The organism is Myroides odoratus, assembly GCF_965118575.1.
GTDB lineage: Bacteria > Bacteroidota > Bacteroidia > Flavobacteriales > Flavobacteriaceae > Flavobacterium > Flavobacterium odoratum_B.
The window spans coordinates 115,417-136,107 of record NZ_CBCPHW010000008.1 but is presented as its reverse complement, the minus strand read 5'-3'; the positions used below and the strand labels follow the sequence as shown (position 1 = coordinate 136,107).

Below are 20,691 nucleotides of genomic sequence, written 5' to 3'. Positions count from 1 at the left end.
CCTAGTTAGGGGATTTTTTTTTGCCTTTAATTGAAGTATAGGAAATGAGAGAGAATAGTGAAATTTCACTCTTCACCCTTTCACTCTTCGCTATTTACAAAAAACGCAAGCGATGTTTCGGTAAATTCAGTGCATTTTGCGTTTGTGTTGGTTTTATCTTTTCCTCCAAATTATATCTAGGGTCTGGCATAAAAGGAAGTTTAGCCATTTTAAGTATATGTAGGGTAGGAACATCGTATTCAATCTGGATCGTTCCCAACAACAAATAGCAACCACTCCCTTGAAAAGGATACTGTTGTAAACTAGAAGGAAAATGTACACTGTCAAAATAATCGCCTTGAGCATCAATCCACGTGCCAAAATACATCAAACCACTTTTGATTTGAATAGGCTTTAAAGCGATTAAATAGCCCACTAAGCGCGTATTTTGGTCTTTGTGATAGCAGAAGTCTTTAGTTGTGATTTCTCCTCTAAATTTCGTTTGTAATAAGCTAAAAGGGCTACAAGTAACCGGAAAACCTAAATATTCCAATTCATCAAAAGCATCTTCTTCAACGGTTCGCTTCAATTGTGGAAATTGAAAGGTTTTAATTGGTTCCTGTAACAACTGTAACGTAGGTCTAGCTTTCGCTTTATTGAATAGCAGTTTCGCTTGAATTAAAAGTTCATTTTTTTGAAGACCTGTAAATTGAAAAGAACCAATAAAAATAAGCGTTTCCAGTGCATCTAAAGGGATGCGAACGCGTTGAATAAAATCAGCAAGGGAGGTATAATTGCCATTTTGTTGTCGTTCAGTAAGGATAGTATCAATTAGAGCAGAATTTAAGTTCTTTACCAATTGAAAACCTAAAAATATATCTCGTTTTCTCAAGGTTGCTTTTTGACTGCTTCGGTTGATGCAAGGAGGGAAGACACGTGCGCCAGACATTTTAGCTTCGTGAACATATACTTCTGTACGATAAAATCCCCCTTGATTATTGATAACCGCTACAATGAATTCCAAAGGATAATGTGCTTTTAAATACAAACTTTGGTAACTTTCAATTGCATAAGAAGCGGAATGCGCTTTACAAAAGGAATAACCTGCAAAAGATTCTATTTGGCGGTAGATTTCCTCACTGAGAGCTTGGGGATGTCCTTTTTCTTGACACAAGGCAAGAAAACGTTGACGAACCGCTTGTAGTCCTTCTTTTGAACGACTCTTTCCGCTCATCGCGCGACGGAGTATATCTCCATCTTCAGCAGGTAAGCCTCCATAATGCAAGGCAATTTTAATCACGTCTTCTTGGTAAACCATGATTCCGTACGTTTCCCCTAATTGATCTTTGAAAACCTCATGAAAGTAGTCAAATTGATTGGGGTTGTTGTGTCTAAAAATATATTCTTGCATCATACCGCTTTGGGCAACTCCAGGTCTGATAATAGAAGAAGCTGCAACTAATGTTTTGTAATTATTACACTTTAATTTTCTCAATAAACCGCGCATAGCGGGGCTTTCAATATAAAAACAGCCTATGGTGTTTCCTGCCTGTAAATAGGTGTTCGATTTGCTTTCATTTTTAGAAAGGGAGATATCTTGTATATCCAGAGAGATGTTTTGATTTTGTTGAATCAACTCCACGGCTTCATTGATATGTCCAATGCCGCGTTGACTTAAAATGTCGAATTTTTCAAAGCCAATATCTTCTGCAAGATGCATGTCAAATTGAGCTACAGCATACCCTTTAGGGGGATAATCCAAAGCCGTAACGCGGGTTAGTTTTTCTTGTGAAATAATAATTCCGCAAGCGTGCATGGTGCGTTGATTTGGGAAACCTTCTAGCATCTGTCCATAGTGATAAATGAGCTGTACAATAGAATTGGTATCTGTTTTTTCTGCGGAATAGCGATTGGTCAGCTGATCGAGTTCTTCTTTGGCTAAACCATACACTTTGCCAATTTCTCTGACAATTGAACGAGATTTGAACGTTGACATGGCGCCACAAAATGCGACGTGATCTTCGCCATACTTGGCAAAGATATAAGCAATGATTGCATCGCGATCCGTCCAGGACCAGTCAATATCAAAATCAGGCGGTGATTTTCGATTGACATTTAAAAAGCGTTCAAAATACAAATCAAGTTCTAGCGGGCAAACATTGGTAATACCGATGCAATAGCCAACTAGACTATTGGCTCCACTGCCGCGACCAATATGCATAAAACCGCGTTGGGTACTATAGACAATAATATCCCAAATAATTAAAAAATAACTGGCAAAAGACAGTTTTTCAATGACGTCTAACTCTTTTTGCAAGCGTATTTTTGCCTGCTCGTGGGTTGCTCCATATAGACGATGTAAGCCTTCATGTGCTAGTTTGGAAAGCAATTCTAAATCCTGAGATTTGCTAGTTGTAAAATGGGTTTTGTTTCTACTTTTTTTAAATTCAAAAGAAAAATTAGCCGCTTGTACGATGTGTTTTGTATTGGCAATTAGCGACGGAAATAGTTCGAAATGCTGTAGAAGTTCATCTTCAGTTACAAGAATTTCATTCGGTGAAGCACAGGTTTGAGCCTCTAATTTGCTCAATAGTGTATTTTGATCAATGGCTTGTAATATGCGGTGTAATTCGTATTCTTCAGGATGTTGAATTGTTACAGGGTGTAGGATTACCATTTTAGGCAACAACTGTTTCCATTGCTCTTGAAACAAGAGATTGCGTTGATGCATTTTAATACCAATGTATTCATTATCCGCCAGGGTTTGCGGACAGTTTTCAAGGGGATAGATGATAAAAGTATCGCTAAAAGCAGGTGCTTTTTTGGGAAAAGGTTGTTTGGTTTTATTGTGTTGCGTAATGTATTGATTCATCGCTGTAAATCCCACTTCACTTTGGGCGATACCAATATACTGCACTTGGTTATTGGTGCGAAATTCAGCACCTATTAGCGGTTTAATACCTGCTTTTTGACATAAGCGCATAAAGTCATACACCCCATAAAAAGTATGTATATCTGTGAGAGCCAAAGCTGAAATATGCAATTCTTGAGCTGTAGAAACTAATTGCGCTAACGGAATTGTGCCGAAGCGCAAACTATAATAGGAATGACAATTTAACAACATATTTATTTCTTTTTGGGTTTGAGTATGGCACTGGAACAACGGTGAACTGCATGCATGCCGTATTGTTTTTTAATTCGATCCATAGCCTCGTATAAGGCCATTATTTCCTGTGAGTCTTCAAATAAATTAATTTGATAATTTCCGCGTACTAATCCACTGAAATTAATGCCAATCAAACGCAGACGCATACGACGCTGGTATTGTTTTTCAAACAAGTCAAAGACATAGGCATTGAGTACGTGATCCGCTGAGGTGTAGGCAATTTTACATTGTTTGGTTTCTGTATCGAAATTTGTATAGCGTATTTTAACAGAAACAATAGAAGTAAGCCAGCCTTCCGTGCGCAATTGAAATGCTAATTTTTCAATCATACCTAATAATGTGGTTCTTAATACAGTCAAATCGATGGTATCTTGTGAAAAGGTATGTTCCGCAGATATCGATTTGCGTTCTCGGTACGGTTCAACGGAGGAGTTATCAATTCCATTGGCCTTTTTCCAAATATCTAACCCATTTTTACCTAGCAATTGAAACAGAATGTCAGAAGGCATATGTGATAGCGTTTCAATGGTTCGAATGCCCAAACGCGCAAGTGAATCATAAGTAGCTGGTCCGAGCATGGGAATTTTTCGAATCGATAGGGGATTGAGAAAAGGTTGTACCTCTTTTTCAGAAATAATAATTGTCCCTGAAGGTTTGGCTTCATTAGTACCCATTTTGGAAACCGTTTTATTAACGGATAATGCATAACTCAGAGGTAAATGCGTTTCTTTTTTTATTTTAGTTGCTAATTCCGACGCCCATTGATGCGTACTGAAAAAACGATCCATACCTGTTAGGTCAAGATAGAATTCATCAATACTCGCTTTTTCCATAACAGGGGCTTTTTCGGCTATAATTTCAGTTACTTCCGCAGACATTTTACTGTACAGTTCCATATCTCCTTTAATAATTTTTGCTTGCGGACACAAACGCATAGCCATGCGAATAGGCATAGCAGAACGCACGCCGAAAGCACGCGCTTCATACGAACAACTTGCTACAACACCGCGATCTCCTCCACCTATAATAAGTGGAATTCCAGTGAGTTGTCGATTCGTTAATCGCTCACAAGAAACAAAAAAACTGTCTAAATCTAAATGTACTATTGCGCGTTGCATCTTTTTGAATTACAAATTATTTAAACAAAATTACTACGTATGTTAGCAAAAAGTATTATGTTTGATGCTATAAATAATAGCAAATGTCATACTTATCAGATAACATCAGGTATTTGCGAGCACAGAAAGAATTGTCTCAGCAAAAAGTAGCCGATTCGTTACTTATTACACGGGCTCGTTATTCGAAATACGAAGAAGGAGCTTCAGAACCTCCTTTGGAGATTTTGTTGAAAATTTCGCGCTATTTCCATGTTAGCGTAGATTTACTCATTTCAGTTGATTTGAGGAAAGTGCCCATGCAAGACTTGTTAAAATTGGAAGATAATCGCATTTTATTGCCTATTATGGTGGATCCCAATGGGAATAATTTTATTGAGATTATTCCACATAAAGCTCGCGCAGGGTATTTATCAGGATATGCCGATCCAGAGTTTATTCAAAATTTAGATCAAATCTCTTTGCCTTTTTTGCGAGAAGGCAAATACAGAGCTTTTCCTATAGAGGGTGATTCTATGCCTCCACATCAAGAGGGTTCTTTTATTATTGGCAGTTATATTGAACAGTTGAGTTATATTCGAAATGGACATACCTATATTGTGATGACCGCCAGTGAGGGGGTAGTCTACAAACGCGTATATCGCCTGGATGAAGAAACCTATGAATTGCATTCAGACAATACCTTTTATGAACCTTATCGCATTAAGGCTTATGATATCTTAGAAATATGGGAATATGCTTGTAGTATAGCTACCGAAGAGTTTAAGCCCGAAGATTTAGGTGAAGCAGATACGAAAGCGATGTTTCAAGAAATACGACATATGTTGAAAGACGTGATGAAGAAAGTGAATTAGATACAGCGGGCTTTCATACAGCGGATTTCAATAAAAAAAGAGCTAAAAAAACACTTTTTTAGCTCTTTTTTTTGATTATTCTTCTTGTTGTCCCATCATCATTAAATAGGCTTTTAAGAAAGCGTCAATTTCACCATCCATAACCGAATCAACATCCGTTGTTTCGTGGCTAGTTCTAACATCTTTGACTAATTTATAAGGGTGCATCACGTAATTGCGAATCTGCGACCCCCATTCAATTTTTTTCTTATTGGCTTCAATCTCATCGCGCATGGCTTGTTTTTTCTTCAACTCAATTTCGTAAAGTTGAGATTTTAAGAGCTGCATGGCTTTGGTTTTATTGTCTAATTGAGAACGCGTTTCAGAATTTTCAATAATAATACCCGTAGGATGGTGTCGTAAACGAACCGCAGTTTCTACTTTATTTACGTTTTGTCCACCCGCACCACTAGAACGCATCGTTTCCCAAGAGATATCTGAAGGGTTGATTTCAATTTCAATGGTGTCATCCGCTAAAGGATATACGTAAACAGAAGCAAAAGAAGTATGGCGTTTCCCGTTACTGTCAAAAGGAGAAATACGAACGAGGCGATGTACCCCATTTTCTCCCTTTAAATAACCAAAGGCAAATTCCCCTTCAATTTCTAACGTTACGGTTTTTACCCCTGCAACCTCACCTGCTTGGTAGTTGAGTTCTTTTATTTTATAACCACTATTTTCTGACCACATGATGTACATTCGCATTAACATCGCGGCCCAATCACAGCTTTCTGTTCCTCCAGCACCCGCAGTAATTTGCAATACAGCACTCATGTTGTCTCCTTCGTCAGACAGCATGTTTTTGAACTCTAAATTCTCAATTAGTTCAAGTGTGTTTTTGTATTGTTCAATAACTTCATCCTCTGTTACTTCTTTCGCATTGTAAAATTCAATGAGTATCTGAAGTTCTTCCAAATAATCTTTCGCTTGCTCATACTCTTCAATCCATTTCTTTTTGGATTTTAGATTTTTTACAAGGATTTCAGCTTCTTTTGAATTATTCCAAAAGTCTGGGGCAAACGTTTTTTCTTCTTCGTTTGCAATTTCAATTAACTTCTTATCGACGTCAAAGATACCTCCTTAACGCACCAAGGCGATCAATAATGTCCTTCTGTTGTTCTGTGGTTACCATAATTTTTAATACTTTTACATGCAAAAATACTTATTCCTGCGGATTTATGGAAATTAATTTAATTAGCGATACAATTACAAAACCTTCTCCTGAAATGTTGAACTATATGTTAAAGGCGAGAGTAGGGGATGATGTTTATAAACAAGATGGCAGTACCAATGAATTGGAAACGGCTGTAGCTGAATTATTTGGAATGGAAGCTGCGTTGTTTTTTCCTTCAGGAACCATGGCTAATCAAGTTGCTATCAAATTACATACACAACCTGGAGATCAATTAATTTGTGATCGAAGTTCACATATTTATCAGTTTGAAGGTGGAGGAGCGGCCGTTAATCATGGGGTGAGTAGTGCCTTGATTGATGGTGATCGCGGGCGAATTACGGCTGAAGATGTAATTTATCATTATACAGATCCAACCAATATACACTTGCCTGTTACAAAATTAGTGTGTTTAGAAAATACAACGAATATGGGTGGAGGTGCTTGTTATGAATTGAATGAAATCGAACGGATTAAAGAAGTATGTGAGGCTCGAAATATTAAAATGCACTTAGATGGTGCACGTTTGTGGAACGCTTTAGTTGCGAAATCACAACACCCTACTCAATTTGGAGCTTTATTTGATACGATTTCGGTTTGTTTTTCAAAAAGTTTAGGTGCGCCCGTAGGTTCAGTGTTATTAGGGTCAAAAGAATTGATTCAACGCGCCATTCGCTTGCGAAAAGTGATGGGAGGCGGAATGCGTCAAACCGGATATTTAACTGCTGCGGCATTATTCGCTTTAAAAAATAATGTAAGTCGTTTGCAACGCGATCATTATCGCGCCAAGCAAATCGAAATGTTGTTGAATAAAAAAGCATGGGTTAAAGAAGTACTGCCTGTACAAACGAATATTTTAGTTTTTCGTTTGGAAAAGGAGGCCAATATCAAGCTGTTTTTAGACCGATTAAAACAAAAAAATATTCTTATTAGCGAAATAGGAAAAGGGTGGTTGCGAATTGTAACGCATTTGGATTATCGCGAAGTTATGCATGAATATGTATTGGAAACGCTAAATCAAATTGAATTATAAAAAATAAAAATTAGTTTTTTACTACTCAAAAAAAGCACTACTTTTGTTTAGATTTAAAATAAATAAATGGAAAAGTTAAAGCAACGTTGGGGACTCAAATCTAACTTTCAAGTTGGGATAATACTAGTTGTATTTGCAATTACAGGGTCAACAGCAGCATTTATTTCAAAACCAATTTTAACCTACTTGGGAATAGAAAGAGGATTAACACATCCTTTGTTGTATTGGGTGCTGTATGTTTTAATTATCTTTCCCATGTATAAAGTGATTCTGATTTGTATCGGAACAATATTTGGTCAGCGTGAGTTTTTTTGGAATTTTGTAAAAAAGATGTTGACAAGAATGGGACTAGGATTTATTTATCCCAAACAAAAAATAGACAAATAAAAAGAAGGATTCGTTCTTTTATAAAATAAGACAAAGAAGGTAGAGTAGTGTACTCTACCTTTTTTTTGTGCTAATAAGTTAGAATTCACCATGGTGTTTGTTGAATTTTTAGAGGAGTGAAAAAGATAAAACTTTATATTTGTTATTGACGAAAGTAGTATTTCAATTTAAAAAGTATGATAAAACAGGTATTGATCATTCTAGTAGTGCTAGTTACATGGAGCTGCAAAAAGGGAGAAACCCAAAAAGAGGCCTTTGCTTTAGAAGGGGTTATAGAAGATTATCACGTGCTTTTAGAAGCCGTAAACCAACAAGATGACAAGTTGTATGTCGTTAATTTTTGGGCTACTTGGTGTGTTCCTTGTGTCAAAGAATTACCCGATTTTGTAAATGTTTACAATGAAAATAAAGACAAAGTAAATTTTGAAATGGTTTTGGTTAGTTTAGATCGCTCTAGTGATTTCGAAACTAAGGTGAAACCTTTTATTGCAGAACACCAATTGACTCCCCCCGTTGTTTTGTTAACTGATGTTAAGCGAATGAACGAATGGATTCCCGCAATTAATAAAGCTTGGAGTGGCGCAATTCCTGCCACAGCTCTCTATAAAAACGGCAAACAAGTTTATTTTCACGAGGGCATTTTATCCTATGAAGAATTAAAAAAATTAATCCAATAAAAAAGTAGAATTATGTTGAAAAATGTAGGTTTAGCACTGGTGTGTAGTATTGCCTTTATCGCTTGTAAGAAAGATGGAAAGGCCACAGAGGTAAGAGAACCTTTAGAAGAGGTGATAGAGCCTGTAAATGACTTTAAAGAGGTATCAGGCTATAAAATAGGAGATGCGGCTACTGATTTTAGTCTTCTTGGTACAGATGATCAAAAACACAGTTTAGCAGCGTTGCCAAATGCGAAAGGATATATTGTTATTTTTACCTGTAATCACTGCCCTTATGCACAAGCGTATGAAGAGCGCATTGTGGCTTTAGATAAAAAATACAAAGAGCTAGGATATCCTGTAATTGCTATTAACCCAAATGATCCAGCAGCTCAACCTGAAGATAGTTTTGAATTAATGAAACTAAGAGCGAAAGAAAAAGGGTTTACCTTTCCATATTTGTTAGATGAAGGGCAAAAGATTTACCCGCAATATGGCGCAACAAAAACACCCCATGTTTTCATCTTACAAAAAGAAGAAGGTAAAAATAGAGTAAAGTACATTGGAGCTATCGATGACAATTATGAAGATGCAACTAAAGTATCTGTAAAATATGTTGAAAAAGCTGTCGATGCTTTATTAGCTGGTAAAGCCATTGAACAAAAGGAAACAGTAGCGATTGGGTGTTCGATTAAGGTGAAAAACTGATAAGTGAGAGGGGATGTCTTTATCATAATCCCTTACAATCATAAAAAAAGCCCTTAAAAAGGGCTTTTTTTATGATTGTATTTATCTTTATTATACTAAAAGTTAAAAGCGCTGATGCAGGCCAATTCGATTTCCTTCCGAATCCTGAAATTCAGCAACTGCAAAACCTGCTTTTTCGTGTCGATGGATTGGAAAAAGAACAAGGGATCCTTGATCTATAGTGCGTTGCAAAGTTTGGGCAATATCATCGGTATGGAGATAGAGTATAATTCCCTTATGCGTAGGGATGTATATTTCTCCACAAACAAGGGTACCTGTACTACCAGTAGCATTTTCATTGCAAGGAAAATAAGCCATTTCTAAACCATCAAAAATCTCCTCTTCAAAAGAGATATCAAAAACATAACTATAAAAATGAATAGCCCGTTGCATATTGACTACAGGAATCTCAAAATATGAAGCTGGATTAATCAATGTATTTAGTTTTTATGAATAATAAAGATACACGGTCTTTTGTGTAAATCAATTGTTGTTCTTTTCCAAGCTGAGATTGGTTTAGTTTGAATAAACTCACTTTCTAAAGTAATATCGCAAGCAATACAAAGTTGGGTATTTGGGTGTAGGGTTTGAATGATATCTTGTAGCAGTTGGTTATTTCGATACGGTGTTTCGATAAAAATTTGCGATTGACTTTGTTCAAATGACAAGCGTTCAAACGTTTTTAACGCATTCTTTTTTTCATTTTTATCGATAGGTAAGTACCCATTAAAAGCAAAACTCTGCCCATTCATTCCAGAAGCCATCAGTGCTAATAAAATAGAAGAAGGACCAACTAAAGGGAGTACTCTAATATTTTGTTTGTGCGCCAATTCAACAATAGCAGCACCCGGATCGGCAATACCAGGACATCCAGCTTCACTAATAACACCTACGTTTTTACCTTCTAGTAAAGGTTGGATGTATTGTTTGTATGTGGCGGGTTCAGTATGCTTATTTAAGGGAAATAAAATTAATTCCGATTGCTTTTTATCAGGTGCAATTCGCTTGATGAATTTGCGGACTGTTTTTTCATTTTCAACAATAAAGATAGTCAATTGATCAATCGTATCTTTTACAGTCTGTGGAAGCACTTGTAGAGGGTCATTCTCTCCAAGTGTAGTGGGAATCATGTATAAGACTCCAGTTTTAGTTGCTTTATCCATAATAGGTTGAAACAGTTTTAAACGACAAAGGTAAGTAAAGCGGATTAAAAAAATAAAAGGAAGAAATACAATTCCTTCCTTTTTATAATTATATAATTTCTAAGATTTTAATTTTTTTGCGATAAGCGTACATGCTTGATCGATTAATTGATACACCTGTTCAAATCCATCTGCTCCTCCAAAATAAGGATCGGGAACTTCTGTTTTCTTACCTGGATCAATGGCATCTAAAAGTAAGTGAACTTTTTGTATATCTTCTGTTTTTTCTGCCAATTGAATTACATTGGTGTAATTGGATTGATCCATGACATAGATATGGTCAAAAGTGGTAAAATCATCTTTGATAAACTGCCTTGCCCTTTGTGTAGTTAAGTCAATCCCATATTTATTTGCGATGTCAATCGAACGTTGATCAGGTAATTCTCCAATGTGCCAGTTTCCTGTACCCGCAGAATCGATTAAAAAGTCATCTTGAGGAAGCTTAGCTCGTAAAATACCTTCGGCCAAAGGAGACCGGCAAATATTTCCTAAACAAACCAGGAGTACTTTTGTTTTCATTACATGTTGAACTTTTGATTAATTTCATCGTGAAACTTCTTGAATTCTTTATCCGTTTCCAATAAGTTATCTATGGTTTTACAAGCGTGTAATACCGTTGCATGATCTCTCTTTCCTATTTGAGAACCGATATTGGCCAAGGAAGCTTTCGTGTACTTTTTAGCAAAGAACATCGCCAATTGTCTTGCTTGAACAATATTGCGTTTACGCGTTTTTGATTTTAAGGTTTCAATATCCATTTCAAAGTAATCAGAAACGACTTTTTGAATGTAATCAATTGAAATTTCTTTTTGCGTATGCTTGATGAATTTCTCAATAACTTGACGGGCTAAATCAATGGTCACTTCTTGTTTGTTGAACGAAGATTGAGCAATCAATGAAATAATAGCACCTTCTAATTCACGTACATTGGTTGAAACATTTTTAGCCATATACTCGATGATGTTTTCAGGCATTGTAACCCCATCACGGTATAAAATATGTTTAACAATCTTAACTCTTGTTTCAAAATCAGGTGTTTGAATTTCAGCAGATAAGCCCCATTTAAAACGAGACAATAAGCGTTGTTCAATATCCTGCATATCAACAGGTGCTTTATCTGATGTTAAGATAACTTGTTTTCCATTTTGGTGTAAGTGGTTAAAGATGTGGAAAAATACATCTTGTGTTCCTGACTTACCCGATAAGAATTGAATATCATCGACAATTAATACATCGATTAATTGATAAAAATAGATGAAATCATTTCTAGTTTGTTTGCGAACCGAATCTACGTATTGTTGTGTAAATACCTCCGCAGAGATATACAAAACCGTTTTGTCGGGAAAATATTCTTTAATTTCTACACCAATAGCATGCGCTAAATGGGTTTTACCTAATCCAACACCACCAAAAATTAATAAAGGATTGAATGAAGTTCCCCCTGGTTTTTTAGAAACAGCCATACCTGCAGAACGCGCTAAGCGGTTTGCATCTCCTTCTAGGAAATTGTCAAAAGAATAATTAGAGTTTAATTGAGACTCAATTTTTACATTTCTAATTCCCGGTATGATAAAAGGATTTTTAAGTTCAGGATTTTTATTCTGAATAGGAACATCCAATTCTTGAGGTTTTACAGGACCTCTTTGAGAACTAGGTAACTGCTCTGTAAATGGCTGCTTGTTGCCAGATACATTCTCCATTTGTATTTTATATAGTAACTTTGCACTACCACCTAAGACTTTCGTCAATGCAACTTTCAAAATACTTACATAATGCTCTTCTAGCCATTCGTAAAAGAATTTACTAGGCACTTGGATATAAAGCTTATTTTCGGTTAACTCAATGGCCTTAATAGGCATGAACCAAGTCTTGAAGGCTTGTTCTCCTATATTGTCCTTTATGAATTCAAGACAAGCATTCCAAGCAGATTGCGCTGTCATGTCTTTGTATTCGTGCATTTTTGGTTAGATTTTTAAAAAAACAGTTACTATTTTTGAATGTTTTTTGGATTGATATCGGTGGTCGATTCAGATGGCAAATATGTGAACAATTTTTTGGATAAAAAAACGGTTTGGTCATTGTAATTTTCAAAAAAAAATGGTAAGTACAATTATAATTTAATTAGTCAAATAAAATTTAAGATTAATATGAGAAATTTTGATTACACAGTACGTGTACGTTATGCAGAAACGGATCAAATGGGCGTGGTCTATCATGGTAATTATGCGCAATACTTTGAAATTGGGCGAGTTGAATGGCTGCGCAACTTAGGGCTGTCCTACAAACGCATGGAAGAATTGGGAATTATGCTTCCTGTGGTTTCACTAACAATGAACTATAAGAAACCTGCAAAATACGATGAAGATTTGTGTATTCGCACCATTTTTAAAGCATGCAAAGGCGTGAAGATAGAATTTGATTATGAATTGTATAATCAAGCGAATGAATTATTAACAAAAGGCTATTCTATGTTAGTATTTGTGGATATGAAAACAGGTCGTCCTACGGTACCACCTGCGTATGTAGTTGAAAAAATAAATAGTATGCTAGCGGAATAATTTTTTTTATTCTTTGAAGTAATTATATCTTTATCCAAACAAACTACAAAACCATGAAAAATTTATTTGCTCTATTGAGTATCCTTTGTATCGGATTTAGTTCTTATGCACAACGAGCAACTTTAATAGACGGACGAGTTCGATTGTATAATGGACAAATTATTCCAGTTAAAATCGAAAACCTCAATACACAAGAAAAAACCCAAGCAGATCAAACAGGGTATTTCTTGATTTCAACGCATTTAGGGGATACGCTGCGTTTTTCTAGTGATTACAGTGCCACAATGCGATATATTATTGACGAGGGAGATTTGAAAAACAAACGAATTACCCCCGTTTTAATTAAACCAGGACAAAGTTTAGAAGAAATTGTCATCCTAAAAAAGGAGTTTGGCGAAGGTGCTATGGATTTTGGCGGAAAGAAATTAACACCTGCTGAAAAGCGATACAATAAAAATAACCGCTTGATTGGCGCTACAGAAAATCTAAAAGTAGGAATTAGTATTGATGCAATTATCAATCGTATTACAGGAAAGAGAAAAGAAGATCTAAAGATGATTGAATATGAAAAGATCGAAAATAATATGACCTCTTTTTATAAGCAATATCCTAGAGAAGAAGTGATGAAAGATTTAGGTATTCCAGCCTATCATATAGATGCTTTTGTCATCTATTTCGTTACTCAACCTGATACGGATAAAATTAAAGTCGAACGAAATGAAGGCTATCAATTGTTATTAGCCCAGTATTATGATGAGTTTTTGACTTTTATAAAAGAAGAATAAAGAGAAAAATAATAGAAGATTGAAAAGGAGAATTAGACAGCTAATTCTCCTTTTTTTATAGAGCACACAAGCTGCAATAGGCGTTGTTTTTTTTAATAATCGCCGATGTGCTCCGCATTTAGAACAAGTGAAATATAGCTGATAATAGGGATTGCCTTAGTCTTCAAAAGTCTTTATTATTGAATAGTAAGACGAATCAAATTTTGAAACATGAGAATAACAATGCTAAGTATTCTTTGTATGTTAACTTCAGTAACCGCTTGTACCCAAGAAAAAACAGGTCATTTTTCCGCGGTTTCCTCCAAAACTAAGCAGATTAATAGGATCCCTTTTTTTACCAAACAGCAGCTTTTTATTTATGTAGATAAAGAGACTTTGGAACCCTTCTCGAATCAGAAATTTAAAAGTGCATCAGTATATACGCCGACAGGTTTTGCCATTGTTGAAAATGAAAAAGGAGAATATGCAGTAGTAGATGATCAAGAAAAAATTGTTTTGGATTTTTCCGAGAGTATCCTTAATTTAGAGGTAGTTCAGGGACTTACTTTTTATAGAAAAGACCTCGAATATGAAAAGAAAATGCCCATTTGGAAGTGGGATTGGAACCTCATGGGGGGAGGAATTAAGAAAGAACAAACCTATCATAAAATTGAGATAGGCGTTTTAGAAACCAAACAACTTTTGCTTGAAAGGGATTTACCCTATCTGAACGATAATTTGTACTTGAATTTTAGTGTTGTTGATGACAATCACCTTTTTTGGGAGGGTACGATTTATGAAATTAAAAAAAAGCGCTTGTATAAAGTTGAACAAAATATCGCAGAATTACTGGATAATAATCGTTTTATCAAAGCTTCAGGTCAGGTGTTTCAACTTTGTGAAATGAATCAAAAAAAGGCGCTTCACAACGCATTAACTGGGACGGATCAAATTTCAATTGAATTTGAAGAAGGAACCCTTCTTTTAACTGAAATAAATAAGGATCGTTATGCCCCGGAAGTCCCTAAACTTTTACTGAATACCAAGACCCAGGATATTTATCCTTTTCCAAATTATGACAAGGCATTTCCAAAGAAAATTAATCAAGCAACTGCTTCGCAAATTGATTTTATAAAAAAGACTTCCTTGATCTATTCTATTGCTAATTCACCTTATTTTTTATTGGGCGTATTTAATTACAATCATACCATTTGGGCTTATGATTGGCTTTATATCGATACCCAAGGACAGGTTGTAGATGCTATTGATACTTATAATTTTAAGGTTGTGGATCAGGTAGGAAATCTAGTTTGGCCCGATAGAAAAATGATCTTACCCGATCAGTTTATAGCGGATACTTGGAAAATCGGAAAAATCAACTCCTATACAGGTATGCAAGATGTTTACTTCATTCGAATAGAAGACGAAAATCAGAAGACGAAAATGGGGTTGTGGAATAGTAAAACAAAGCGCTGGGAAATAAAACCCGAATATTATGCAATCTCAGTTTTGGATGCAGAAAAGCAACTATATGCCCTTCAAAAAGAGGAAGAAGGTTTGTATCAACTGTATGATAATGCGAGCCAAAAAAACATCGGATTACATGTTTATCAGGCAATTAATTCGGATGGTTTAGTGCGGGTTAAGCAAAGCGAAGAAACCGCAATTTATTATTATATTGATATTTATTCTGGTAAGGAATACAAAGAATAGTAAAACCGTAAATTAAAAAGAAAATAAGGATGATTTTTAGAAAACTAGTACTTGTTATTGCTTGTGTTTTTAGTGTGTCTACGTGGGCACAAATCCAAACGGGTGTTTATTTTGCTTCGGATAAAAGGTACACTGAAATTCTGGAAGATGTAGGCAATCCATTAATGGGTAGCCCAGTAATGATTGCAAAAGTATTTGTTCCTAAACACGGAAGTTATGTTTGGTTTTTAAACGAAAGTAAGGCAAAAAATGAGGCTTTTCTAGATGATAACCCCAAAGATTTGCATGCAGGTATTTTTATAGAAGATCACGGTGGATTACTCCAACAAATAACATTTAAAGATTTTGCAAAGGGCTTGGCACAGCCCAACTATTTAATTAATTACTGTGAAGTTGGAGATGCCAATCAGGATGGTTTTCCAGAGTTTTATCTTACGTATTTTGAGGAATCAGACGGATTAGATGCTAAACCATTGAAAGTGATTGTGTATACGCGGTTGAAGGGAGAAGCATTTTCAAAATCAAAAATTACAGCTTGGCTTCCTTTTCAGGAAGAAGATTCTTATCGAGAAGAAAAGGATGTAAATTTTAAATTATTACCCCAAGAAATAAGAGTAAAAGCAGAAAAGCTAGTGAAAGAAGCTCAAAACGCAATAAACTAGAGGATATAAAATAGAACGATATGATAAAACACATACTGACCATACTTTTTTTAACTTGGAGTACGGCTCTGCTTTTCGCTCAGGAAGAGGCAAGGTCAACTTCTCAAAAATGGAATGAAATGGAACAAGTTACCCCAAATTTAAGAGAAACCAATCAAATTCACATTTTTGACGATCCTAAACCCGTGTACCAATTAGAACTCAGAGACAACCATCCCTTTAATGGTTATGAGATTAGTGAGGAAAAATTGTTAGGGGAGTTTAATTTTGTTAATTTTTATAAAAATGGTGAATTGGTTGCGAAATATGCCATCGATTATTTGAATACAGATGGCACTTTTCTTCCTGTTGAATATACCTTGAAAACGACGTATCAAAATGGAAAAATTCACGAGGGCTATGAATATCATGAATTGCCTCAAGGTAGGGTGATTGTCGATCAATATAAAAATGAAACGCGCAACGCTTTTTATATTGATTTGTTTGCCATGCATTATTTTAATCGATTAAGTTTTCAGTTGAAAGATAATAGCATCATCATTCACAATATGGAAACGAATAATGAACTACACATTTATAAAATAGAAAATGTACTGCAAGCCGATTTTTATGAAGATAAAAAACGAATAGTCACTTCTAAAAAGAACAGACAACAAATAGATAAAATAGCACCAAATGCATCAACTATTTATTATTTAGGAAAAGATAAAACCTTAAAGGAGTTTACTTTCATTGCGAGTGAGCAAGTTGATTTGGAAAAGATAGAAGACGAATTCTTACGACCTATATTTTGGCAATTCTCCTTTGAATTTTCTGGTGATATGAACCAAGCTTTAGAAATCGCACGCATGACAATAGAGGGTTTTGGGAAATTTAAAAAAGCAGACCTGGCTTATTTATTTCAATCCACCAGTATTCCTTACAATGAGGAAAACTTTTTAGCCCTTGTACATTATGATGCCCAAGGGAAACCAGAAGAAGGTAAAGTAATCCAACGTTTGAAAACAGGCGAATATGAAGTAATGACTTATGAAAACGGAGAATTAAAAGCGAAAAACGAAATCCTTGATTTGATTTTGCTTCAACCAAACAAATAAATAAAAGAACACAGGCACTTAGTCTGCTATCAAACCACCAAGTGAATGGATGACGAAAAATAATTGTACTTGATAATTTATAGCTGCCTTCTATTATTTGAACTGCTTGTGTTTTTTACATTTTTTTTTACTTACGAAAAGGAAGATTCAGTTAGAGAGCTTCCTTTTTTTGTGGTTTCTATTGCTTTCTTCTATAGGCTTTCTTAGCTTTTCTTCGGAGATCCTTTGAGGATTGTTCGAGAGTGCTTCGGTAAAACGTCATTTTTCCGAAGCACTCTCGAAGGATTATGGACGTATGCTTGGTGAATCTTATTTCAAGCAAGAAAAAACCCCCCTGTTAGCTTTAGAAAGTCATAAGAAAAAAATACATTATGAAGCAACTTTTACTATTGGATTATAGAAGTAAAAAAGACCCCATCATGTGCTATTCTACTTGATTTTTTAGGTCTAATCGAAGGAGTTTTATATTGAATATGTAATATGTTTTTTTAAAATTAATTTGGTTTTTTAAAATATTTTATTGCTTAATTTGGATTAATAATTTATTTTTAACATAATATTTTAATTTTTAAAACTAAATTATTATGAAAAACTACTACTTACTCTTGGTTTCTGTCTTGACAACTTCTGTGTTCGGACAGTCGTTAAAACCTCCTGTTTTCTCAGCCGAAAGTGGTTTTTATGAGCAAGGATTTGCTTTAAATCTCAGCCATGAAACCCCAACGATGACCATTATTTACACGCTTGATGGTTCGGAACCTTCTATCGAAAATATCAATGGAAAAGTGTACAATTACAAAACTAAATACCCGCAATTTGGGGGACAACTTCCTTTTGAACTTCATCAGGATACCCTGTTTTCTTTTGTTTACAATACACCGATTCAAGTGTATGATCGAACGGGTGAACCCAATAGAGTAGCCAGGATATCGACGACCTATGAATTTAATCAATACTTTCCTTCCAATGCTATTGATAAAAGTTTTGTCGTGAGAGCCAAAGCTTATGTAGATGCTAATACCTACTCTGAAACTAGTACAAAAGTGTACTTTATTAATAAATCCTATTCCTTTCCCGTAGTCAATGTCAGTGTGAATGACGATTTGTTTTTTGGGTATGAAAAGGGTTTATGGGTGGCAGGGCAAACGTTTGATACTTGGCGCTTGGCTAATCCTTTAGTCAATGACTATGAAACCACAGTTACGGCTAATTATTGGGCCAGTGGCTCCGCTTCAGAAGTGCCTATTAATTTTATTTATTTGGATGATGGAGCTGAAAAAATCAATCAAACCGTTGGTGTGAGGAATCACGGCAATGGCTCGCGTTTTTTCAAAAATAGATCCTATCGCTTTTATGCGAAATCGGATTATGGTAAAAAAGAGATGAAACATGCGTTTTTCCCAGAGTATCCCTTTGATTCTTTTAAGCGAATCATCATCCGAAATTCTGGAAATGATACGTATAGAACCATGTTTAGGGATGCGTTTATTCAAAAGTTAAATGAGCATTTAAACTTTAATACACAAAAATATCAACCCGTTGTCACCTTTGTCAATGGAGAATATTACGGTTTAATGAACCTAAGAGAACGCTACGATGAAAAGTATTTTGAAAGAGTTTATAACATCAAAGAAAATCAATTGGATTTTCTAGAAAATGCTGGGCTAGCAGATGTAGGGGATAATGTAAAGTATTTGGAAGTAGTGGATTTTTTTACTACTCAAAATTTAAGTAATACCACCAAATACAACGAAGCACTGACGTATATTGATGAAATTAATTTTACGGATTTTCAAATTGCTGAAATCTACGCTGCAAATTTTGATTGGCCACATAATAACAATACCTATTTTAGAAAACGTGTGAATTACACCCCGAATGCCGCTTATGGTCATGATGGTAGATTCCGCTGGGTATTTAAAGACCTTGATGCTGGTTTTAATGGTATCGATGAATGGATTAACAATTCGTATAGTCACAATACGTTAGCATCCGCTATCTCTAGTGGAGATCATATTCTAAATGGACTTTTGACGAATACAACCTATAAAAACTATTTCTTAAATCGCTTTGCGGATTTAATGAATACGGCGTATAAAGAGCAGCATGTAATTGATTTAATCAATACAATGCAAGATAATATTCGAGATGAAATGCCGCGATATATTGCCCGTTGGAACTTAATTCCATCGATGCAAGCTTGGGAAAATCGCGTGGAACAAATGCGTGAGTTTGCGCGTTTGCGAACGAATTATCAATACCAACACATCCATACTCAATTTAATTTGGTAGGCAATTACCAATTAACAGCGGAAATAAATGACAAGGAAAGAGGGTTTGTAAAAGTGAATACCATTGAGATTAACGCGAGTACGGTAGGTATTGATGTAGATTATGAAAGTTGGGAAGGGGCATATTTTAAAGGTATTCCCGTTACGTTAGAGGCAATTGCTCTGCCTGGATACAAATTTTCTCATTGGACCGGGGATGTACTTTCAAGAAATAAAACCATCGTTATTAACCCTCGATTTAGAGCAAACTTTCAAGTAAAAGCAAACTTTAAAAGAGAATCGGGAACGAGAGAGTTGGGTAGTGCTGAATTTATTCTTTATCCAAATCCAGTAGAAACGAGTTTAAATGTGATCTCAGCATCGGATACTCCAATTGCGTATCGCATTTTTGGAAATCTAGGTCAAGTAGTACAACAAAGTACAACGACAGACCAAACGATTGATGTCAGCCATTTGAATAAGGGAATTTATTTGATTGAGCTGAATCAGGATAATAAAAAGGTAGTGAAGAAATTTGTGAAGAAGTAAAAATAAGTATGCCCCAAAAAGTAGATGCTTTTTGGGGCTTTTTTGATTGGGTATAGATAAGTTTGTCAATCAATAGACCAACAAAACTCAAAAACACAACCTCAAGCTGTAGAAAATTAAATTAGGTATGTAGAACAGCATATAATTGTATTGACAAATAAAAAAAGTATTTTTGTTGCAGGAGTGTTTTAACAAAGGACAACGCTTTCAAGAAATAACTCCAGATTCTATTTGGAAAGACTATCCAGGAATTTAGGGTCATTTAATGCCAGTAGAAAATAATGGAGGAGGGATGGATTCGTTAAGTTCAGAAAGTAGAAGTTAGTAATTGGTAAATTATGAAAAAAGCAGTATTATTTTTAGTTTTTTTATTTGTAGGTAATATTTATTCACAGGAAAGGGTTTCTTTGAAGTTAGATATAGAAGATGCAAAAATGCGTAATGAAGAAAATGCTATCGATTTGCAGGAGTATATTGAAAGTATTTATTTAAATTCTACAAAATTTTTTAATTATGGAGCATTGCCACTAGTTAAGAAAGGAGAATTCTCTGTTATATTAATAGATTCTAATTCTAGTAAAATACTTAAGAAGTCTTCTGACTTTAAAGGAATAGCTGTTGATAAAATAGAAAGTTTTGAGTATAAGAAAACACCTTCTGAGGATTTTATAAATGGTACTTTTGCTACTAGTTTTGGAATTATAAGTATAAAAATAAAGAAAGACTAGT

The 20,691-nt window shown here is 35.1% G+C and carries 19 protein-coding genes; 12 read left to right on the top strand and 7 right to left on the bottom strand.

The window, feature by feature from the left end; all coding sequences use genetic code 11:
• Window positions 1-94 precede the first annotated feature (94 nt).
• Complete coding sequence (locus ACMHJ2_RS08640; protein ID WP_413512493.1) at window positions 95-3,103, bottom strand: DNA polymerase III subunit alpha; 3,009 nt, start codon at window positions 3,101-3,103, stop codon at window positions 95-97.
• A 2-nt stretch (window positions 3,104-3,105) separates the two neighbouring features.
• Window positions 3,106-4,263: a DNA polymerase IV gene (gene dinB / locus ACMHJ2_RS08635; RefSeq protein ID WP_413512492.1), complete on the bottom strand. Its 1,158-nt coding sequence runs from the start codon at window positions 4,261-4,263 to the stop codon at window positions 3,106-3,108.
• 83 nt (window positions 4,264-4,346) lie between these two features.
• On the opposite strand from dinB, the gene ACMHJ2_RS08630 reads away from it, so the two are divergent.
• The gene (locus tag ACMHJ2_RS08630; RefSeq protein WP_413512491.1) at window positions 4,347-5,114 is read left to right on the top strand and encodes an XRE family transcriptional regulator; all 768 of its coding nucleotides are present in this window, start codon (window positions 4,347-4,349) and stop codon (window positions 5,112-5,114) included.
• A gap of 75 nt (window positions 5,115-5,189) precedes the next feature.
• Here ACMHJ2_RS08630 and prfB read toward each other — a convergent pair.
• Window positions 5,190-6,285, bottom strand: a protein-coding gene (prfB, locus tag ACMHJ2_RS08625) for a peptide chain release factor 2 (protein ID WP_413512490.1) whose coding sequence is annotated in 2 segments (ribosomal slippage) — window positions 5,190-6,221 and window positions 6,223-6,285 — 1,095 coding nt in all. Because the reading frame shifts where the segments join, the coding sequence is not laid out codon by codon here.
• Between the two features lie 46 nt (window positions 6,286-6,331).
• Here prfB and ACMHJ2_RS08620 point away from each other — a divergent pair.
• From ACMHJ2_RS08620 to ACMHJ2_RS08605, 4 genes are all read left to right on the top strand, one after another.
• A complete protein-coding gene (locus ACMHJ2_RS08620) occupies window positions 6,332-7,357 on the top strand; it encodes a threonine aldolase family protein (RefSeq protein WP_413512489.1) in 1,026 nt (341 codons plus the stop codon).
• Between the two features lie 66 nt (window positions 7,358-7,423).
• Window positions 7,424-7,744: a DUF6787 family protein gene (locus ACMHJ2_RS08615; protein WP_413512488.1), complete on the top strand. Its 321-nt coding sequence runs from the start codon at window positions 7,424-7,426 to the stop codon at window positions 7,742-7,744.
• Between the two features lie 176 nt (window positions 7,745-7,920).
• On the top strand, window positions 7,921-8,421 hold the full coding sequence (locus ACMHJ2_RS08610; RefSeq protein ID WP_413512487.1) for a TlpA family protein disulfide reductase: 501 nt from the start codon (window positions 7,921-7,923) through the stop codon (window positions 8,419-8,421).
• Between the two features lie 12 nt (window positions 8,422-8,433).
• Window positions 8,434-9,108 carry a thioredoxin family protein gene (locus tag ACMHJ2_RS08605; RefSeq protein ID WP_413512486.1) on the top strand — a complete coding sequence of 225 codons (675 nt, stop codon included), beginning with the start codon at window positions 8,434-8,436 and terminating at the stop codon, window positions 9,106-9,108.
• Between the two features lie 102 nt (window positions 9,109-9,210).
• Here ACMHJ2_RS08605 and ACMHJ2_RS08600 read toward each other — a convergent pair whose 3' ends face one another.
• The 4 genes from ACMHJ2_RS08600 to dnaA form a co-directional block, all read right to left on the bottom strand.
• Window positions 9,211-9,582, bottom strand: coding sequence for a VOC family protein (locus ACMHJ2_RS08600; RefSeq protein ID WP_413512485.1), 372 nt, complete (start codon window positions 9,580-9,582; stop codon window positions 9,211-9,213).
• A 5-nt stretch (window positions 9,583-9,587) separates the two neighbouring features.
• The gene (locus ACMHJ2_RS08595; protein ID WP_413512484.1) at window positions 9,588-10,310 is read right to left on the bottom strand and encodes an SAM-dependent methyltransferase; all 723 of its coding nucleotides are present in this window, start codon (window positions 10,308-10,310) and stop codon (window positions 9,588-9,590) included.
• Window positions 10,311-10,409: 99 nt separating this feature from the next.
• Window positions 10,410-10,868, bottom strand: coding sequence for a low molecular weight protein-tyrosine-phosphatase (locus ACMHJ2_RS08590; RefSeq protein ID WP_413512483.1), 459 nt, complete (start codon window positions 10,866-10,868; stop codon window positions 10,410-10,412).
• Window positions 10,868-12,307, bottom strand: a complete 1,440-nt coding sequence (gene dnaA, locus ACMHJ2_RS08585) for a chromosomal replication initiator protein DnaA (protein WP_413512482.1) — start codon at window positions 12,305-12,307, stop codon at window positions 10,868-10,870. Before dnaA ends, ACMHJ2_RS08590 begins: the two co-directional genes overlap by 1 nt.
• Window positions 12,308-12,496: 189 nt before the next feature.
• Here dnaA and ACMHJ2_RS08580 point away from each other — a divergent pair, with 189 nt between their 5' ends.
• From ACMHJ2_RS08580 to ACMHJ2_RS08550, 7 genes are all read left to right on the top strand, one after another.
• On the top strand, window positions 12,497-12,907 hold the full coding sequence (locus ACMHJ2_RS08580) for an acyl-CoA thioesterase (RefSeq protein ID WP_413512481.1): 411 nt from the start codon (window positions 12,497-12,499) through the stop codon (window positions 12,905-12,907).
• A gap of 53 nt (window positions 12,908-12,960) precedes the next feature.
• The gene (locus ACMHJ2_RS08575; protein ID WP_413512480.1) at window positions 12,961-13,692 is read left to right on the top strand and encodes a hypothetical protein; all 732 of its coding nucleotides are present in this window, start codon (window positions 12,961-12,963) and stop codon (window positions 13,690-13,692) included.
• 240 nt (window positions 13,693-13,932) lie between these two features.
• Complete coding sequence (locus ACMHJ2_RS08570; protein WP_413512479.1) at window positions 13,933-15,384, top strand: hypothetical protein; 1,452 nt, start codon at window positions 13,933-13,935, stop codon at window positions 15,382-15,384.
• 29 nt (window positions 15,385-15,413) lie between these two features.
• The gene (locus ACMHJ2_RS08565; RefSeq protein WP_413512478.1) at window positions 15,414-16,046 is read left to right on the top strand and encodes a hypothetical protein; all 633 of its coding nucleotides are present in this window, start codon (window positions 15,414-15,416) and stop codon (window positions 16,044-16,046) included.
• Window positions 16,047-16,066: 20 nt separating this feature from the next.
• Entirely contained in the window at window positions 16,067-17,143 is a 1,077-nt protein-coding gene (locus tag ACMHJ2_RS08560) for a hypothetical protein (protein ID WP_413512477.1), read from the top strand.
• A gap of 584 nt (window positions 17,144-17,727) precedes the next feature.
• Complete coding sequence (locus ACMHJ2_RS08555; RefSeq protein ID WP_413512476.1) at window positions 17,728-19,962, top strand: CotH kinase family protein; 2,235 nt, start codon at window positions 17,728-17,730, stop codon at window positions 19,960-19,962.
• Window positions 19,963-20,300: 338 nt separating this feature from the next.
• The gene (locus tag ACMHJ2_RS08550) at window positions 20,301-20,690 is read left to right on the top strand and encodes a hypothetical protein (protein WP_413512475.1); all 390 of its coding nucleotides are present in this window, start codon (window positions 20,301-20,303) and stop codon (window positions 20,688-20,690) included.
• Window position 20,691 lies beyond the last annotated feature (1 nt).

Coding starts and splice junctions, on each gene's coding strand:
- ACMHJ2_RS08630 (WP_413512491.1), top strand. CDS start 4,347: ATGTCATACTTATCAGATAACATCAGGTATTTGCGAGCACAGAAAGAA.
- ACMHJ2_RS08610 (WP_413512487.1), top strand. CDS start 7,921: ATGATAAAACAGGTATTGATCATTCTAGTAGTGCTAGTTACATGGAGC.
- ACMHJ2_RS08580 (WP_413512481.1), top strand. CDS start 12,497: ATGAGAAATTTTGATTACACAGTACGTGTACGTTATGCAGAAACGGAT.
- ACMHJ2_RS08550 (WP_413512475.1), top strand. CDS start 20,301: ATGAAAAAAGCAGTATTATTTTTAGTTTTTTTATTTGTAGGTAATATT.
- ACMHJ2_RS08570 (WP_413512479.1), top strand. CDS start 13,933: ATGTTAACTTCAGTAACCGCTTGTACCCAAGAAAAAACAGGTCATTTT.
- dinB (WP_413512492.1), bottom strand. CDS start 4,263: ATGCAACGCGCAATAGTACATTTAGATTTAGACAGTTTTTTTGTTTCT.
- ACMHJ2_RS08605 (WP_413512486.1), top strand. CDS start 8,434: ATGTTGAAAAATGTAGGTTTAGCACTGGTGTGTAGTATTGCCTTTATC.
- ACMHJ2_RS08615 (WP_413512488.1), top strand. CDS start 7,424: ATGGAAAAGTTAAAGCAACGTTGGGGACTCAAATCTAACTTTCAAGTT.
- ACMHJ2_RS08640 (WP_413512493.1), bottom strand. CDS start 3,103: ATGTTGTTAAATTGTCATTCCTATTATAGTTTGCGCTTCGGCACAATT.
- dnaA (WP_413512482.1), bottom strand. CDS start 12,307: ATGCACGAATACAAAGACATGACAGCGCAATCTGCTTGGAATGCTTGT.
- ACMHJ2_RS08565 (WP_413512478.1), top strand. CDS start 15,414: ATGATTTTTAGAAAACTAGTACTTGTTATTGCTTGTGTTTTTAGTGTG.
- ACMHJ2_RS08560 (WP_413512477.1), top strand. CDS start 16,067: ATGATAAAACACATACTGACCATACTTTTTTTAACTTGGAGTACGGCT.
- ACMHJ2_RS08595 (WP_413512484.1), bottom strand. CDS start 10,310: ATGGATAAAGCAACTAAAACTGGAGTCTTATACATGATTCCCACTACA.
- ACMHJ2_RS08620 (WP_413512489.1), top strand. CDS start 6,332: ATGGAAATTAATTTAATTAGCGATACAATTACAAAACCTTCTCCTGAA.
- ACMHJ2_RS08590 (WP_413512483.1), bottom strand. CDS start 10,868: ATGAAAACAAAAGTACTCCTGGTTTGTTTAGGAAATATTTGCCGGTCT.
- ACMHJ2_RS08575 (WP_413512480.1), top strand. CDS start 12,961: ATGAAAAATTTATTTGCTCTATTGAGTATCCTTTGTATCGGATTTAGT.
- ACMHJ2_RS08555 (WP_413512476.1), top strand. CDS start 17,728: ATGAAAAACTACTACTTACTCTTGGTTTCTGTCTTGACAACTTCTGTG.